Source organism: Micromonospora cremea (genome assembly GCF_900143515.1).
In the GTDB taxonomy this organism is placed as follows: domain Bacteria; phylum Actinomycetota; class Actinomycetes; order Mycobacteriales; family Micromonosporaceae; genus Micromonospora; species Micromonospora cremea.
In genome coordinates, this window is record NZ_FSQT01000002.1 from 2,436,919 (window position 1) to 2,452,614 (window position 15,696).

Genomic DNA, 15,696 nt, shown 5'->3' on the forward strand with positions numbered 1-15,696 from the left:
GTGACCGGGGCGCCACTGGAGGCCACCCCGGCGCCACCCACCCGGCCGGCCGCGACGCCACCCGCGTCGCGGCCCGCCGGGCTGCGCAAGCGCTGGCTGGTCGCCGGCGTGTTCGCGGTGCTCCTCGCGCTGGTCGCCGGGGTGTCGCTCGGCCCGATCAGCCTGCCGCCGGGCAGCGTCGCCGCCGAGCTGCTCAACCTGATACCCGGGGTGCACCTGGAGAGCGGGCTGACCGAGCGGGAGATCGCCATCGTCACCGAGCTGCGGCTTCCCCGGGTGGTCCTGGGCCTGCTCGTCGGCGGCCTGCTCGCCCTGGCCGGCGGTTGCTACCAGGGGGTGTTCCGCAACCCGCTCGCCGACCCGTACCTGCTCGGCGTGGCCGCCGGCGCCGGGCTCGCGGTCACCGCGGTGATCGCCCTCGGCGGCGTCGGCCGGCAGGGCGCGATCACCGGGCTGCCGCTGACCATCCCGCTGGCCGCGTTCGCGGGCTCGCTGCTCGCCGTGACGATGACCTATCTACTCGGTGGCGCCGGTGGGCGGAGCCGGTCACCGGCGATGCTGATCCTGGCCGGGGTGGCGGTCTCCGCGTTCCTCTCCGCCGGGCAGACGTACCTGCTGCAACGGCACTCCGACAGCATCCAGCCGGTCTACTCGTGGCTGCTCGGCCGGCTGGCCACCGCCGGCTGGCACGACGTGCTGCTGGTGCTGCCGTACGCCGTGCTGACCACCGTGGTGGTCCTGCTGCACCGCCGCGAGCTGGACGTCCTCGCGGTCGGCGACGACGAGGCGAAGAGCCTCGGTCTGCACCCGCAGCGCTCCCGCTACCTGCTGATCGCGGCCGCCTCGCTGGGCACCGCCGCGGCGGTCTCCGCGACCGGCCTGATCGGCTTCGTCGGCATCATCGTGCCGCACACCGTCCGGCTGCTCGCCGGGGCGAGCTACCGGGTGATCCTGCCGCTGTCGTTGCTGTTCGGCGCCGCGTTCCTGGCGTTGACGGACGTGGTGGCCCGCACCGCCGCCGCGCCGGCCGAGATTCCGATCGGGGTGGTCACCGCCCTGCTCGGCGGCCCGTTCTTCGTGCTCGTGCTGCGTACCGCACGGCGGGTGCTGACGTGAGCCCCGAACCCGCCGCCGGCCCGGACCGCGCGGTTGGTGCGCCGGCGGTCGAGGTGCGGGGGTTGCACGTCAGCCTGGACCGCACGCCGATCCTCACCGGCGTCGACCTCACCGTCGCCGCCGGCGAGTGGGTCACCGTGATCGGTCCGAACGGCGCCGGCAAGTCGACCCTGCTGCGCGCCGTCGGCGGGCTGCTGCCCGCGCCGGGGGCGATCTCTCTGTTCGGTACGCCGAGCGCCGCGCTGCGCCGCCGCGACCGGGCCCGGGTGGTGGCCACGGTGGCCCAGTCCCCGGTGGTGCCGCCGGGCATGTCGGTGCTGGACTACGTGCTGCTCGGCCGCACCCCCTACATCCCGCCACTGGGCCGGGAGTCCGCCGCGGACGTGACCGCCGTGCACGACGTGCTCGACCGGTTGGACCTCACCGGCTTCCACCGCCGGGAGCTGGCCACCCTCTCGGGAGGTGAACGGCAGCGGGTCTTCCTCGCCCGGGCGCTGGCCCAGGGCGCGACGCTGCTGCTGCTCGACGAGCCGACCAGCGCACTCGACATCGGCCACCAGCAGGAGGTGCTGGAGCTGGTCGACCAGTTGCGCCGCGAGCACGGCCTGACCGTGCTCGCCACCATGCACGACCTCTCCCTGGCCGGCGAGTACGCCGACCGGATGGTGCTGCTCGCCGACGGCCGGGTGGTGGCCGTCGGGACCCCGCACGAGGTGCTGACCGAGCATCTGCTCGCCACCCACTACCGGGCCAGCGTCCGGGTCGTCCCCGGCGCCCACGGGCCTCTCGTCGTCCCCGTCCGACCCCGCTGAGCCGGGCGGTCAGTCGCCGTCTGGGCCGAGGTCGATGACGGAGAAGAGGGCCCCCTGGGGGTCGCGCAGGGCGGCGAACCGGCCCGCCGGGTTGTCCCGGGGCGGCACCAGGATGGTCCCGCCGAGCTCGGCGGCGCGGGCAGCGGCGGCGTCCGCGTCGGCCACCGCGAAGTACACCGTCCAGTACGCCGGCAGGTCGGCCGGGAAGTCGTCCGCGAACGGTGGCATCATCCCGGCGACGATGTGCGTCCCGAGCCGCCACCCGGTGTACGTCATCCCGCCGACCGGCTGGTCGTCCGGCTGCCAGCCGAACACCAGCTCGTAGAAGACCTTCGCGCCCTCCGGGTCCGGGGTGACCAGCTCGGTCCAGCTCATCGCGCCCGGCACGTTGAACACCTCGGCGCCGGGCATCGCCAGCGGTTGCCAGACGCTGAACGTGGCGCCCGCCGGGTCGGCGAAGACCGCCATCCGACCTCGGTCGAAGACCTCGAACGGCGGCACCACGACCTGCCCGCCGGCCCGTTCGACCCGGCCGGCGACCAGTTCCGCGTCGTCGGTGGCGAGGTACGTCGACCAGATCGGGACCTGATCGGGTATCGCCGGCGGCCCGGCTCCGGCCACCGGGCGGCCGTCGAGCTGGAAGATGGTGTAGCCGCCCGCTTCGGGCTCCGGTGTCACCTGGCCGGTCCACCCGAACAGCTCGGGATAGAAGCGCCGCGCGTCGGTCAGGTCCGGGGTGGCCAGGTCGGCCCAGCAGGGCGTACCCGGCGGGACGGTGCTCACGTCAAGACCCCTCTCGGCCCGGCGGCCACGACGGCCCCCTGCCGGAATCCTGGCACCGTCGCGCCGCGGCCCGGGGCGGAAACGGACGAATCGTCAGCTGAACCGGCGACCCTCGTCCCGCCGGTACGCCCAGCCGGCGAGCGTGGCGAGCAGCACCACCCAGACGCCGAGCATGACCACCGACAGCGGCTGGATCCGGTAGTCGCTGACCGCCGCCCAGATCAGTTCGGCCGCACCCCGGGTGGGCAGGAACGGCGCGATCGTCTCGATGAACCCGGGTGCCTCGCCCGGTGCGGAGAGCAGGCCGCCGCCGAACGCGAGCGGTAGGAAGACCACCTGCGCGACGACGATCGCCGCCTTGCTCGGCAGCGAGTAGCCGATGGCGAGCCCCATCAGGGTGAACGGGACCGAGATGACGGCCACGGTGCCGGCGGCCAGGAGGAAGGCCGCCGGGCTGATCCGGGCCGCGGTCAGCGTCGCGCCGATCACCACGACCGGGATCAGCGAGAGGTACGTCAGCGCCAGGCCGGCCAGCACCCGGCCGGCGAACCGGGGTGCCGGCCCGGCCGGCAGGGTCCGGGTGTACGGATTCCACGGCTGGTCGCGGTCCTCGGCGACACCGACGCCGTACTGGAAGATGTTGGCGCTCATCACCGAGAAGGTGACCATCGACGCGGTGGCCAAGGTGGCGCCGACCGGGTCGTCGCCGGCGAACGGCACCACGAAGAAGATCATCGCGGCGGCCGGGAAGAAGGCGCTGCCGAAGATGGCCACCGGAATCCGGATGATCTCCAAAAGCTGGTAGCGGGCGTGGACCAGGGCGAGCTGCACGGTGATCGCCTCCTCAGGCGGTGGTCGGTCGGCCGCCGGCAGCGGCGGCGGTGACGGGCTGGTCCCCGGTGGTGGGCTCGCTCCCGTTGGTGATGGCGAGGAACGCCTCCTCCAGCGAGGTGGGCCGGACCTCCAGGTCGGCGAAGGCGGTCCCGGCGGTGACCAGCGCCCGGACCAACTGGTCGGCGTCGGTGGTGAGCAGGTGCAGCCGGCCGTCGATCCGTTCGGTGCGGACCACGCCGGGCAGCTCGGGCAGGTCGTTGGCGACCAGGCTGACCCGGCGTACGCCGACGATGCCGCGCACCGCGTCCACCGTGTCGTCGGCGAGCACCCGACCCTGCCCGATCACCACCACACGGCGGGCCAGCGCCTCCACCTCCTCCAGGTAGTGGCTGCTCAACAGGACGGTCCCGCCGTCGTCGTGGAACGCCCGGATCGCTTCCCACAGGGTGTGCCGGGCGGCCACGTCCAGGCCGGTGGTCGGCTCGTCGAGCAGCACCAGCCGGGGACGGCCGACGAACGCCAGCGCCACCGCCAGCCGACGGCGCTGCCCGCCGGAGAGGCCGCCGGTCTGTCGTCGGGCGAGGTCACCCAGGCCGAAGCGGTCGAGCAGTTCTCCCCGGGGCACCGGGTCCGGGTAGTGCGCGGAGACGAAATCGACGACCTCACCGACGCGCAGCGTCCCGGGTAGGCCGGTCTCCTGCGGGGTGACCCCGATCTGTCTCCGGGACGCCGGGTCGCGGGGGTCGCCGCCGAACAGCTCGACCCGCCCCGAGCTGGCTCGGCGCAGACCGACCAGCAGGTTCATCAGGGTGCTCTTGCCGGCGCCGTTCGGGCCGAGCAGGCCGACCAGCTCACCGGCCCGGACGTCCAGGTCGACACGGTCGAGGGCGAGGACGTCGCCGTACCGGCGGCTGGCCTGGTCGGCTCGCGCGAGAATCATGACTGCTCCTTCGACGAGGTGGGGTCGAGCAGAGTGCGGATGGCTTCGGTGTACTCCTCGAACGCCAGCCGACCCCGCCGGCTGAGCCGGACCAGGGTGGCCGGAGTGCGTCCACGATGGGTTTTGCTGATCTCGACGTAGCCGGCGTCCTCGAGCTTGCGCAGGTGCACGGAGAGGTTGCCGGCGGTCATCGCGAGCAGTTCCTGTAACCGGGGGAAGGTGATCCGGTCGCCGTCGCCGAGTGCGGAGAGGCTGGCGACCACGCGCAGCCGGGCCTGTGCGTGGATCACCGGATCCAGCTCGGTCACTGGCGGCGCCGCTGTCGCAGCCGCCCGAGCACCCCGGCGGTCAGAATCCCGCCACCGCCGGCCAGTGCGATCACCAGCGCGTGCCAGCCCGGCCCGGCGAACGCCCCGATCACGTTGATCACGCTGATCCAGACGCCCAGCCGGAACAGGTTCCGGTCCAGCCAGATGGCTCCGCCCGCCATGTGCAGCGCGCCGGTCAGCCCGACGGCGGTCGCCGACCAGAGCAGCGCCGCCAGGTCGTGCGGCAGGTGGTTGGTGACCCGGCCGAGCGCCGCGTACACGCTCACCGAACCCAGGGCCCAGGAGCAGCCGTACCAGAGCCCACGCCGGGACGAGTTCCCGCTCACCTGGCCGTACGCCCGTGCGCCGGCCACCGCCTGGATCACCGCGGCGACCGCCAGCAGGACGAAGAGGACGGTCAGGGGCAGCCAGTCGGGTAGCCGGACCAGCACCCGATCGTCGGGGGAGAAGCGCAGGAAGAACAGCCCGAAGCCGACCAGCCAGGCGACACCCCACGGCCAGTAGAGAATCCGGGCGTCCGGTTCGAGCCGGCGCGCGGTCGCCACCCGCTGCTCGCGGATCAGCTGGAGCGCTGCCGCGGGATCGGCGGGCGGCAGGTCGTCGTCGAGGTCCACGCAAACTACTTTACGCCACAAAGCCAATGGCGCGCGACCCCGGCGTCATCGCCTGGGAGACCGCCGGCGGCGCGGAATGCCTATGGTGGAAAACCGTGCGGCTGACCAGTCGCACGGACACAGGGGAGGGTTCCGTGTCGTGCCCGAGCGGTGAGCTGGAGGTCCAGCCGGAGGCGGTGACGGCGTTTGCCAAGGCGTCCACCGGCCGGTCGGCCCGCCCGGACCGATACTGAGCCGATGGCGGACATCAGCTACCAGGAACGGCTGACCCAGCTCGTCGAGCCGGGGGAACGGGTGCTCGCCGTCGCGAAGACGGAGATCGCTCAGGGCGTCCTGCCGCCCGACCCGCCGGCCGCGGAGCCGCCGGAGCCCTCCGGCGGGGGCGGCGGTGTCTCCGGCGTGCTGCTCAACGTGCTCTCGCCGCTGCTCTCCTTCCCGGCGGGGGACCGGATCGTCGACCGCGTCACCCACGGCGTGGCCGGCCGGGGATCCCCCGGCTCACTCGCCTCGACGCTGCAACACTCCCGGCGACCGGTGCCTCCGGCGACCACCCTGGACGACACGGTTCTCGCCGTCACCGACCGACGGCTGCTGGTCTGCGCGTCCGGGCCGGTGAAGCTCTGGTCGAGCCGGGCCGACGACGAGCGGGCGGTGGCCGGCACTCGCGTCGTCTGGTCGGCGCCCCGGGCCGCGGTTGCCGACGCCCGGGTGGGTTGGCACCGGCTCAACCCGAAGCGACTTCGGGTGGAGTTCACCGACGGCTCGTGGTTGGCCTTCACGGTGCCGATCGCCGAGCCCGGCAAGCCGCTGCGTGAGATCGCCTCAGCCCTCTCCGACCGCTGACCAGTTCAGCAGCGGCGCGGGCAGCGGCTCGTGGTGCAACACCGCGAGCCGGGACACCGCGCGGGTGAGCACCACGTACAGCCGGTGCAGGCCGCGTGCCTCGGCTGCGACGATCGCGGCCGGCTCGACCACCACCACGTGGTCGTACTCCAGGCCCTTGACCAGCGTCGCGGGCACCACGGTGACCCGCTCCGCGTCGGCCACGTCGTCGGCGGTCGCGGTCGGGACACCGGCGGCGGCCAGCGCCGCGCGTAGCCCGTCGACGGCCTCGTCGGCGGCGATCACACCGACCGAGCCGTCGTGCGCGAGCGCCGCGCGCACCTCGGCCACCGTCGCGGCGGTCAGGTCGGTCACGGCACGCACGTCCAGGCCGCCGCCGTGACGCAGCGACTCGGCCGGGGGTACGTCCACCGCGAGCGCCGGCAGTAGCCGGTTGGCGAACGCGACCACCGCGGCGGGCACCCGGAAGCCGATCGTCAGCGGGACGACCACCGCGTCCGGCTTGCCCAGGTGGGCCAGCGACTCACGCCAGTCGGTCGCCGCCCACGGCGCGGTGCCCTGCGCGAGGTCACCGAGGAGCGTGACCGAGCCGTGCTCGCTGCGCCGGGCAATGGCCCGGCACTGCATCGGCGAGAGGTCCTGCGCCTCGTCCACCACCACGTGCCCGAACCCGGAGGGCCGTTCCAGCAGCCCGGTCGCCTCATCGATCAGCACCGCGTCGGCGGCGGTCCAGCGGGTCGCCTTCGCCGTACGGGCCGGCTTCGTCCAGGTCAGCAGCGCCTGCTCGGTGTCGCTGAGCAACCCCTCCGCCGCGGCGGTGAGCCGCGCCGGGTCCGCCAGCAGGCCGTGTACCAGCCCCTCGGGGGTGAGCGCCGGCCAGACCGCGTCCAGGAAATCGGTCACCGGTCGGCACCGACCCATCCGGCGCAGCCAGGCGTCGCCGGGCGACTCCGCCCGCCGCGCCTCGGCCTGCCGTTGCAGCAGGCTCACCACCCGCGCCCGGACCCGCTCCCGGCCGGTGCCGTACGGCAGCCCCTCCCGGCGGGTCTCCTCGACGATCCGGTGCAGCGGCTCCAGCCCGATCCGCCACCGGAACGAGCCGTCCGACACGGTGATCGAGTCGGTCGGCGTGCCGATCTGCGCTTGCACCGCGCGGTGCAGCACGCTGGCCATCCGTACGTCGTGCTTGAGTGCGGCGACCGCCGGTGGCTCGACCGCCCGGACCGGCACCCGCGAGATCAACTCCTCCACCGTGGCCTGCTCGACCTCGACCTCGCCGAGCGCCGGGAGCACCGCCGCGATGTACGACAGGAACGCCCGGTTCGGTCCGACGATCAGCACACCCGCCCGTCGCAACCGCTCCCGGTGCAGGTAGAGCAGGTACGCGGCCCGGTGCAGGCCAACCGCCGTCTTTCCGGTGCCAGGCGCGCCCTGCACGCAGATCGAGTCTGCCAGGTCGGCCCGGACCAGTTCGTCCTGCTCCGGCTGGATGGTCGCGACGATGTCCCGCATCGGCCCGACGCGCGGCCGCTCGATCTCGGCGGTGAGGATCCGGCTGGTCGTGCCCAGCTCCTCGCCCCGGTCCAGTCGCTCGTCCTCGAAGCTGGTCAGCACCCCGTTGCTGAACCCGAACCGGCGCCGGACCGCCACCCCCTGCGGATCCCGTGCGCTGGCCCGGTAGAACGACCGGGAGACCGGCGCCCGCCAGTCCAGCACCAACGGCTCGCCCAGCTCGTCGGTGACATGTCGCCGCCCCACGTGGTACCGCCGCCCGTCATGATCGCCGCCGCCGCTGGCTTCCCCACCGGTTGTGTCCGCGCCGGTCGTTCCAGTGGCGATCGTTGTGCCCAACTCCGTGCTCGTGTCCGGCGCTGAGGCGCCGTCGCCGGCCTCGCTGTCCGTGGTGCCGGCGAAGTCGAGCCGGCCGAAGAAGAGCGGCGTGGTCGGGTCGTCGGCCAGTTCGGCCACCCGGCGGGACAGCGTGCGGCCGAGCGTCTCCGCGGCGTAGGCGTCGCCGGCCACCTGGTCCCCGGTGGCGAAGAGGGCCTCGGCCCGCTCCCGCATCCGCCGTAGCGCCGCCCGCGAGGTGGCCAGGTGTGTGCGCTCGGCGGCGAGATCCGTGTCGAGGTGGGTGTCGAGGTCGAGTGCGGGCATGCTGACGTCCCATCGTTCACATCTGCTGCGCGCTCGCGTGTCCGGGGGCGGATGGCCGGCCGCCCGGCGCGGGGACGTCCGTTCCGGTGCAGATCACCTCGGCCGTCAAGCGGCCTGCAACCCTACGCTCCCACGCCCGGCCCTTCCACCGAATTACCGACGCGACCACCCGATAGAGACGGCGTGGCGCCGCGGCGCCCCGGCTGAGTTCGCGGCGGCGCGGCGCGGCGCTGTGGGCGTGGCGCTGAGGCTGCGGCGTGGTGTCGGGCCGTTGTGGCGCCGTGGAGCGGCCGTGACGGCGTTGCGGCCGGCGCGGGTGCCGCGGCGACGCCTGTTCCGTCCCGACCTGGCAGGGCGGAGGCATTGCTCCCCGGCGTCAGCAGCGCCGGTGGTAGAGGTTGCGGCGCGGGGTGCGGAGCGGGTCGAGCCAGCGGGGCGGGAGGAATTCGGGCTGGCCGTGCGCCGCGATGCGGACGGTCCAGTCGCCCTGATGGAGGAGCCGGTGGTGGTGGCCGCAGAGCAGCACGGCGTTGCCCAGCTCCGTCGCGCCGCCGTCGGCCCAGTGCTGCACGTGGTGGCCGTCGCACCATCGGGATGGCCGGTCGCAGCAGGGGAAGGCGCAGCCGCCATCGCGTAGCACCAGCGCGCGGCGCAGCGGCCCGGTGAAGAGCCGGCGCTGACGCCCGACGTCCAGGACCTGACTGTTGCCGCCCAGCACGGCCGGCAGCACGCCGGCGTCGCAGGCGAGGCGACGGACAGCGCCCGGCGTGAGGCGCGCCCCGGTCTCCAGTGCGCCGGCGCGCACGCCGTGGACCAGTGCGTCCAGCGACACGGTGACCACCAGTTGCGGCCGATCTCCGCCGCTGTCCGGCAGGTGACCGGTGCGCAGCGCCAGCCGGCAGATCTCGCCGAGAGCGTCCGCCCGACGCTGACCGGGGCTGCGGTCGTCGTGTGCGCCTGCCGGGGCGCACAGCGGGTCGATCGCCTCGCGCAGCAGGCTCGCAGTCTCGGTGTCGAGGCTCCCGCTGAGGCGTACCTGCCCGTCCTGTTGCTCGGAGAGGGTGACGTGCCGGCGGGCCTCGGCCCGCTCGGCGGCCCTTTCGAGCGCTGCCAGCTCGGCCTGGTCGGCCAGGTCCGGCTGGACGTGGGTGAGGACACGGTCCCCGAGACGGCTCAGGATGGCCGGGTCGAACCGGTCGGCCCACGCGATGAGCTGGGTGGCCTTGTCGGCCACCTCCGGCCCCGCCTCGACCGGAAGGGCGGCGATCCTCCGCCATCACCCGGCCCTGCTCGACGGTGATGGCGCCGGCGAGCATGGCGTCGCGCACCGCAGACGGCGCGGCGTCGACGGTGGCGGCGAGCTGGACCAGCTGGCGGGCGGATCGACCGGAGAGCCGAAGCCGCTCCCGCAGCCAGACGGCGGTGGACGAGGCGCCCTGGGCGACGGCGACGCCGCGGGCGTCCAGCTCGCGGACCAGCCCGAGCTGGATCGTGGCCAGCCGCTGCGCCACCGCGTGCGTCGCGTCGAGCGACGCGAGCAGATCGGCGTCGGAGAGCGCCCACGGGGCGGCCTCGGCGCAGTCGTCGACGGCCCCTCCCGCCTGCGCCAACGCCCTCAACATGAAGCGACGACAGAACAGGTGTACGGCACTTTTCTCTCGCCTTGACCCTGGCCCAACGCCGCTGCCCCGCCGTGCCGCGCTCCAGAAGCCGTGACGGTCGCCGACGACGCGGGCGAGGTTCGCGGCCTGCTCGTGGTGCTGGCCTTCGTGCCGGTCGTCGCGCGGGTGGTACGCCGGACGACCCGGGCGGGACCACAGCACCAGCGGTCGATCGGCCCGGATGCGGGGTTGGCCACTCCGGGCGGACCCGCCGAGCCGAAGCCGGGAGCCGGGGATACGGTCGGGTCATGGCTGAGCGCATCGCACGCCCGCGGGTCGGGCACATCCAGTTCCTGAACTGCCTGCCGATCTACTGGGGTCTGATGCGCTCCGGTGCCCTGCTCGACGTCGACCTGCACAAGGATTCGCCGGACCAGTTGAACACCGCGCTCGTGGCCGGTGACCTGGACATCGGCCCGATCTCGCTGCTGGAGTACCTGCGGCACGCCGACGAGTTGCTGCTCCTGCCGGACCTCGCGGTGGGCAGTGACGGGCCGGTGCTCTCGGTCAACGTCGTCTCCACCCGCCCCCTCACCGAGCTGGACGGCGCACGGGTGGCGCTCGGCTCGACCTCGCGGACCGGGGTGCTGCTGGCCCAGCTGCTGCTCGCCGAGCGGTACAACGTGCGGCCCGACTACTTCCGCTGCCCGCCGGACCTGACCCAGATGCTGCTGGAGGCCGACGCCGGGGTGCTGATCGGGGACGTGGCGCTGCGGGCGCTCTACGAGGCGCCGCAGCGAGGCCTCACGGTCACCGACCTCGGGCAGGCATGGCGGGAGTGGACGGGACTGCCGATGGTCTTCGCCGTCTGGGCTGTTCGCCGTGACTTCGCCGCCGCCCACCCGGGTCTGGTCAAGGAGGTGCACGAGGCGTTCCTGCGCTCGCGTGACCTCTGCCTGGACGAGCTCGACCAGGTCGCCGAGGCGGCGGCGCGGTGGGAGACGTTCGACGCCGCGACGCTGGCCACGTACTTCCGGACCCTGGACTTCTCGCTCGGTGACCGGCAGGTCGCCGGGCTGCGCGAGTGGGCCCGCCGGGCCGCTGCGATCGGCGCGGCGCCGGCGCTGCCGGACGACGGCCCGGAGTTCTTCGCCGGCTGAGCCGGTCGAGCGGGCTGAGCCGCCGAGCGGGTCGGCCCGCCCGGCTCGGCGGTGGAGCGTTGGTCAGACGCCGGGGCGGAGCAGCGCCTCGGTGATCTTCTGGCAGTTCTTCATGCCGTAGTCGTAGCCCATGTCGATCGGATACTTGACCATCACGCCCATCGTCCAGGTGTCGCCGATGGCCAGGCAGTTGATGTGCATCTCCTGCTCCCTGGTCCGGTCGATCCACCCGTTCTTGATGGCGATCTGCTTCTGTTCCGTGGCGGGGAACGCCTTGCGGATGCCGAAGTCACCGGCGCCGCGCACCAGCCGCATCTCGTTGAGCAGCCACTTGGTCCACTTCGGCCCGGCGGCGGTGCCGTCGGCGATGCAGTTGCCCAGCCGGGCGGTGTCCCGAGGGGAGAGCGCCGTCCGGCTCCAGCCGCCGTCGGGGGCGACGCTGCTGTCGTTCAGCTTGCACATGGAGAGCAGCCGCCGGATCGAGGCGGCGCGGCCGACCGAGTTGTAGAACTGCTCGGCGCGGGTGTTGTCGCTGTCCCGGATGATCCGCGTCGCGTCGGCGAGCTTCGCGTCGCTCGGTGTGTCGCCGGCGTCGGCCTCGCGGCGCAGGTAGTCGGCGACGATCCAGGACTTGATCATCGAAGCGGTGGTGCTGGTCTCGTCCATGTTCTTCGAGCCGATGATCTTCCCGGTCCGGCGGTCGAGCACGCTCCAGGAGTACCAGCCCTCGATGTCGAGCTTGAGGTCCTTGGCCTGGAACGGCAGCGGCTCCAGCGATGGACTCGGGCTGGGCGCCGGGGCCGGCTGGCGGGCGCTGCGGTCGGTGGGCGTGCCGGTGGACCGGTCGTCCGTCGTGCTGCCGGCGTCGCCCCAACGGGCGGCGGCGTTGGACTCGAAGGGCGACCCGGGCAGCAGCCGCAGCGACACCAGGACCAGCCCGATCAGGATGACCGCGATCGCGACCAGCCGCAGCGGGGACGCCTCGCCGCCGCCGCGCCGGTCGGCCCGACGGTTACCGGCCATCAGAGCTTCCCGACCGGCTGCTGCGGCACCTTCAGCGCGGCGCCGGGCTGCGGGGTGACGAGCTGGGTGGCCACGCTCGCGCAGACCTGCGCGCCGTAGTCCAGGCCGCTCTTGATCGGGTAGCGCAGCATCACCGCGAGGCTCCACTTGCCGTTGACGGCGAGGCAGTTGACGTGCCAGTTGCCGTCGTAGTAGAGCTCGGTCCAGCCGTTCTTGATGCTGACCGGGCCCTGAGCGGTGATCGACTTCGGCAGCCCGTTGATGATCCCCCAGCGGCCGCCGCCAGACTTGGTCTTCTGGTCCTTGGCCGCGGTGGTGCCCTGCACCTTGCTCATCTCGCTGAGCACCCACTTGGTCCACTTCGGCCCGGCGGCCTTGCCGTCGGCGATGCAGTCGCCGAGCCGGACCGCGTCCCGCGGGGACATCCGGGTGAAGCTCCAGAAGCCCTCGTACTTCGGCACATTGCCGCGCTTGGTGTCGGTCAGACCGCAGATGCTGATCGCACGCTTGATCACCGGCCCCGGCTGGCCACCCGCCGGGACGGCGTACGAGCCGCCGGCGGCCTTGTAGACCGCGTTGGCTGCGTCGTCGTTGCTGTCCCGGATGGCGGCGCTGGCGGCCTTCTTCAGCGCCGCGGTCGGCTCCTTGTCCTTGAGCTGCCGCAGATAGTCGGAGACGATCCACGCCTTGATCATCGACTCGGTGGAGCTGGTCGCGGTCATGTTCGACGACCCGGAGATCTTGCCGGTCTGCCGGTCCAGCAATGCCCACGAGAAGAACTCACCCTTGAAGGTCACCGACACCGGGCCGGCGGCGAGCGTGGGTGGTGGCGGCGGGGTGGGTGCGGGCGCGGCGACGCTCCCGGCGCCGCCTCCGCCGCCTCCGCTGCCGTCGTCGCCGGCGAGCCGGGCGTACGCGGCAGGGACCAGCAGGACGCCACCGAGCAGGACCGCCACGACGGCGAACACCATGATCACGCGAGATCGCATGAGGCGGGTGAGCTCCAGATGTCAGGGCCGGGGGACCGGCTTGTTGTCCGGGGCGACCGGTGCGATCGCCGAGGCCGGGGGAGGGGGCCTCTGTGGAGACGGCGATTCTGGGCAGCCGATCGTGTGACCGGCAGAAGTCTACGTCCGGACCGGCCGATCGCCAGAGCCCGACACCTAGCAAAGGGCGATAAAGGTGGGATGTCGCGTCGGTATGGGGCTTCTAGGGGGATTCATCTTTGTCCAGTGAGCCAAGTCATAGCCCGCGCCATCGCCCTGCGTGAGCCGGAAGCGCCCATCGGTGACCGAACGTGACTCGGGTTTCCTGTTACACCCCCTGGTGCATCGGGGCGCAAGCTGTAACACTTGTCCTCATGTATGGCAATGACTTCTCCGCCCCGGACGACGCAACCGGCGGCGGCCTGCTCGGCGAGGTCGAGGCGGCCGAGGCAGAGCTACGCGCGGCCGCCGCGCGTCAGCGGCGCGCCGGGCCCGCGCCGGACGAGGACCTGGCGGCGTACTTCACCGCGGTGGTCGACGCGGAGCAGAAGATCGAGCCGCGGGACTGGATGCCGGACGCGTACCGCAAGACGTTGATCCGGCAGATCGCCCAGCACGCCCACTCCGAGATCATCGGCATGCAGCCGGAGGGCAACTGGATCAGCCGGGCGCCCTCGCTCAAGCGCAAGGCGATCCTGCTGGCCAAGGTGCAGGACGAGGCGGGCCACGGCCTCTACCTCTACGCCGCCGCCGAGACCCTCGGCATCAGCCGGGACGAGCTGGTCCGGCTCCTGCTCGAGGGGCGGCAGAAGTACAGCTCGATCTTCAACTACCCCACGCTGACCTGGGCTGACATGGGCGCGATCGGCTGGCTCGTGGATGGCGCGGCGATCGTCAACCAGGTGCCACTGTGCCGCTGCTCCTACGGCCCGTACGCGCGGGCGATGATCCGGGTCTGCAAGGAGGAGTCGTTCCACCAGCGCCAGGGGTACGAGATCCTGCACACCCTGGCGCACGGCACCCCGGCGCAGCAGGCGATGGCCCAGGACGCGGTGGACCGCTGGTGGTACCCGTCGCTGGCCATGTTCGGTCCGCCGGACGGCAACTCCACGCACTCCGCGCAGTCGATGGCCTGGAAGATCAAGCGCTTCTCCAACGACGATCTGCGCCAGCGCTTCGTGGACATGTGCGTTCAGCAGGCGGAGATTCTGGGGCTGCGCATCCCCGATGAGGACCTGCGCTGGAACGAGGAGCGGCAGGCGTACGACTACACGCAGCCGGACTACGACGAGCTGATGCGGGTGATCTCCGGCGACGGGCCGTGCAACCGGGAGCGGATGGCGCGCCGACGGGCCGCGCACGCCGAAGGCGCCTGGGTACGCGAGGCCGCCGCGGCGTACGCCGCCAAGCGGGCTGGACAGAAGGAGAAGGTGGCGGCGTGAGTACCGAGAACACCCCGTTGTGGGAGGTCTTCGTCCGGGCCCGGCGCGGGTTGTCGCACACCCACGTCGGCAGCCTGCACGCCCCCGACGCCGAGCTGGCCCTGCGCAACGCCCGGGACCTCTACACCCGACGGCAGGAGGGCGTGTCGATCTGGGTGGTGCCGGCCAGTGCCATCACCGCGTCCAGCCCGGACGAGAAGGACTCCTTCTTCGACCCGGCCGCCGACAAGGTCTACCGCCACCCCACCTTCTACGAGGTGCCGGACGGGGTGGCCCACCTGTGAACGGCCCTCTCGACTTCACCCTCGCCGTCGGCGACGACGCGTTGATCGCCGCGCAACGGCTGGCCGAGTGGACCACCCGCGCACCGGAGATGGAAGAGGACATCGCGCTGGCCAACATCGCCCTCGACCAGCTCGGCGCAGCCCGCCTGCTGCTGTCGTACGCGGGCGAGCTGGAGGGCGCCGGCCGGGACGAGGACGCGCTCGCGTACCTGCGTGACGACCGCCAGTTCCGCAACGTGCTCCTGGTCGAGCTGCCGAACGGCGACTTCGCGGTGACCATGGCGAAGCTGTTCTTCCTGGCGGCGTACCAACTGCCGCTGTACACGGCGCTGGCCGGATGCGCGGACGAGCGGCTGGCCGCGATCGGCGCCAAGGCGCGCAAGGAGTCGGCGTACCACCTGGACCACGGCGCGTTGTGGGTGAAGCGGCTCGGCGACGGCACCGAGGAGTCGCACCGCCGGATGCAGGCGGCCGTCGACGAGGTCTGGCCGTACACCCACGAGCTGTTCACCGCCGACCCGGCGGCGCCGGTCGACCCGGCTACCCTGCGGTCGGCGTTCGACGAGACCGTCGGCCCGGTGCTGGCCGAGGCGACGCTCACCCGTCCCGAGAGCCGCTGGGCGCCAACCGGCGGGCGGGCGGGCGTGCACACCGAGCACCTGTCGTACCTGCTGGCCGAGATGCAGGTGCTGCACCGCGCCCACCCCGGGGCGAAGTGGTGAGCGCGAGGAGTGCAGCGCAGCGGAGCCCCGCGGTCGCGACCGACGGCGGCACG

At 72.9% G+C, this 15,696-nt stretch carries 17 protein-coding genes; 8 read left to right on the forward strand and 9 right to left on the reverse strand.

Annotated features, from left to right (window positions below; genetic code table 11):
* The first annotated feature begins 15 nt into the window (after nucleotides 1-15).
* Both BUS84_RS24815 and BUS84_RS24820 read left to right on the forward strand, forming a co-directional pair.
* Nucleotides 16-1,116 (forward strand): FecCD family ABC transporter permease, encoded by a 1,101-nt coding sequence (locus BUS84_RS24815; protein WP_074319087.1) that lies wholly within the window; start codon nucleotides 16-18, stop codon nucleotides 1,114-1,116.
* Nucleotides 1,113-1,928: an ABC transporter ATP-binding protein gene (locus tag BUS84_RS24820; protein ID WP_074315996.1), complete on the forward strand. Its 816-nt coding sequence runs from the start codon at nucleotides 1,113-1,115 to the stop codon at nucleotides 1,926-1,928. Before BUS84_RS24815 ends, BUS84_RS24820 begins: the two co-directional genes overlap by 4 nt.
* A 9-nt stretch (nucleotides 1,929-1,937) precedes the next feature.
* Here BUS84_RS24820 and BUS84_RS24825 read toward each other — a convergent pair whose 3' ends face one another.
* The 5 genes from BUS84_RS24825 to BUS84_RS24845 form a co-directional block, all read right to left on the reverse strand.
* Nucleotides 1,938-2,711, reverse strand: a complete 774-nt coding sequence (locus tag BUS84_RS24825) for a VOC family protein (protein ID WP_074315998.1) — start codon at nucleotides 2,709-2,711, stop codon at nucleotides 1,938-1,940.
* A gap of 93 nt (nucleotides 2,712-2,804) precedes the next feature.
* Nucleotides 2,805-3,542, reverse strand: a complete 738-nt coding sequence (locus BUS84_RS24830) for an ABC transporter permease (RefSeq protein ID WP_074315999.1) — start codon at nucleotides 3,540-3,542, stop codon at nucleotides 2,805-2,807.
* Nucleotides 3,543-3,555: 13 nt separating this feature from the next.
* Nucleotides 3,556-4,485 (reverse strand): ABC transporter ATP-binding protein, encoded by a 930-nt coding sequence (locus BUS84_RS24835; RefSeq protein WP_244298724.1) that lies wholly within the window; start codon nucleotides 4,483-4,485, stop codon nucleotides 3,556-3,558.
* Nucleotides 4,482-4,793: a transcriptional regulator gene (locus BUS84_RS24840; protein ID WP_074316001.1), complete on the reverse strand. Its 312-nt coding sequence runs from the start codon at nucleotides 4,791-4,793 to the stop codon at nucleotides 4,482-4,484. Before BUS84_RS24840 ends, BUS84_RS24835 begins: the two co-directional genes overlap by 4 nt.
* Nucleotides 4,790-5,428, reverse strand: a complete 639-nt coding sequence (locus tag BUS84_RS24845) for a transporter (protein WP_074316002.1) — start codon at nucleotides 5,426-5,428, stop codon at nucleotides 4,790-4,792. The genes BUS84_RS24840 and BUS84_RS24845 overlap by 4 nt, the downstream gene beginning before the upstream one ends.
* Before the next feature lie 237 nt (nucleotides 5,429-5,665).
* Here BUS84_RS24845 and BUS84_RS24855 point away from each other — a divergent pair, with 237 nt between their 5' ends.
* Entirely contained in the window at nucleotides 5,666-6,271 is a 606-nt protein-coding gene (locus BUS84_RS24855) for a hypothetical protein (RefSeq protein ID WP_074316007.1), read from the forward strand.
* Here BUS84_RS24855 and BUS84_RS24860 read toward each other — a convergent pair.
* Nucleotides 6,251-8,425, reverse strand: a complete 2,175-nt coding sequence (locus BUS84_RS24860) for a HelD family protein (protein ID WP_074316009.1) — start codon at nucleotides 8,423-8,425, stop codon at nucleotides 6,251-6,253. The genes BUS84_RS24855 and BUS84_RS24860 overlap by 21 nt on opposite strands.
* Before the next feature lie 376 nt (nucleotides 8,426-8,801).
* Nucleotides 8,802-9,659: an HNH endonuclease signature motif containing protein gene (locus tag BUS84_RS24865; RefSeq protein ID WP_342198761.1), complete on the reverse strand. Its 858-nt coding sequence runs from the start codon at nucleotides 9,657-9,659 to the stop codon at nucleotides 8,802-8,804.
* Here BUS84_RS24865 and BUS84_RS40940 point away from each other — a divergent pair.
* Both BUS84_RS40940 and BUS84_RS24870 read left to right on the forward strand, forming a co-directional pair.
* Complete coding sequence (locus BUS84_RS40940; RefSeq protein ID WP_342198763.1) at nucleotides 9,634-10,092, forward strand: hypothetical protein; 459 nt, start codon at nucleotides 9,634-9,636, stop codon at nucleotides 10,090-10,092. The genes BUS84_RS24865 and BUS84_RS40940 overlap by 26 nt on opposite strands.
* Before the next feature lie 242 nt (nucleotides 10,093-10,334).
* Entirely contained in the window at nucleotides 10,335-11,186 is an 852-nt protein-coding gene (locus BUS84_RS24870) for a menaquinone biosynthetic enzyme MqnA/MqnD family protein (RefSeq protein WP_074316011.1), read from the forward strand.
* 63 nt (nucleotides 11,187-11,249) lie between these two features.
* Here BUS84_RS24870 and BUS84_RS24875 read toward each other — a convergent pair whose 3' ends face one another.
* Together BUS84_RS24875 and BUS84_RS24880 are read right to left on the reverse strand one after the other, a co-directional pair.
* Nucleotides 11,250-12,209: a serine hydrolase gene (locus BUS84_RS24875; RefSeq protein WP_074316013.1), complete on the reverse strand. Its 960-nt coding sequence runs from the start codon at nucleotides 12,207-12,209 to the stop codon at nucleotides 11,250-11,252.
* Nucleotides 12,209-13,198 (reverse strand): hypothetical protein, encoded by a 990-nt coding sequence (locus BUS84_RS24880; RefSeq protein ID WP_074316015.1) that lies wholly within the window; start codon nucleotides 13,196-13,198, stop codon nucleotides 12,209-12,211. The genes BUS84_RS24875 and BUS84_RS24880 overlap by 1 nt, the downstream gene beginning before the upstream one ends.
* Nucleotides 13,199-13,569: 371 nt before the next feature.
* Here BUS84_RS24880 and paaA point away from each other — a divergent pair, with 371 nt between their 5' ends.
* From paaA to paaC, 3 genes are read left to right on the forward strand one after another with little or no spacing between them, the layout of a single operon-like run.
* The gene (gene paaA / locus BUS84_RS24885) at nucleotides 13,570-14,637 is read left to right on the forward strand and encodes a 1,2-phenylacetyl-CoA epoxidase subunit PaaA (protein WP_074316017.1); all 1,068 of its coding nucleotides are present in this window, start codon (nucleotides 13,570-13,572) and stop codon (nucleotides 14,635-14,637) included.
* Nucleotides 14,634-14,921 carry a 1,2-phenylacetyl-CoA epoxidase subunit PaaB gene (gene paaB, locus BUS84_RS24890; RefSeq protein WP_074316020.1) on the forward strand — a complete coding sequence of 96 codons (288 nt, stop codon included), beginning with the start codon at nucleotides 14,634-14,636 and terminating at the stop codon, nucleotides 14,919-14,921. The genes paaA and paaB overlap by 4 nt, the downstream gene beginning before the upstream one ends.
* Entirely contained in the window at nucleotides 14,918-15,643 is a 726-nt protein-coding gene (paaC, locus tag BUS84_RS24895; protein ID WP_074316022.1) for a 1,2-phenylacetyl-CoA epoxidase subunit PaaC, read from the forward strand. Before paaB ends, paaC begins: the two co-directional genes overlap by 4 nt.
* The last annotated feature ends 53 nt before the right edge of the window (nucleotides 15,644-15,696 follow it).

Coding starts and splice junctions, on each gene's coding strand:
- BUS84_RS24835 (WP_244298724.1), bottom strand. CDS start 4,485: ATGATTCTCGCGCGAGCCGACCAGGCCAGCCGCCGGTACGGCGACGTC.
- BUS84_RS24855 (WP_074316007.1), top strand. CDS start 5,666: ATGGCGGACATCAGCTACCAGGAACGGCTGACCCAGCTCGTCGAGCCG.
- BUS84_RS24870 (WP_074316011.1), top strand. CDS start 10,335: ATGGCTGAGCGCATCGCACGCCCGCGGGTCGGGCACATCCAGTTCCTG.
- BUS84_RS40940 (WP_342198763.1), top strand. CDS start 9,634: ATGAGCTGGGTGGCCTTGTCGGCCACCTCCGGCCCCGCCTCGACCGGA.
- paaA (WP_074316017.1), top strand. CDS start 13,570: ATGTATGGCAATGACTTCTCCGCCCCGGACGACGCAACCGGCGGCGGC.
- BUS84_RS24875 (WP_074316013.1), bottom strand. CDS start 12,209: ATGGCCGGTAACCGTCGGGCCGACCGGCGCGGCGGCGGCGAGGCGTCC.
- BUS84_RS24880 (WP_074316015.1), bottom strand. CDS start 13,198: ATGCGATCTCGCGTGATCATGGTGTTCGCCGTCGTGGCGGTCCTGCTC.
- BUS84_RS24860 (WP_074316009.1), bottom strand. CDS start 8,425: ATGCCCGCACTCGACCTCGACACCCACCTCGACACGGATCTCGCCGCC.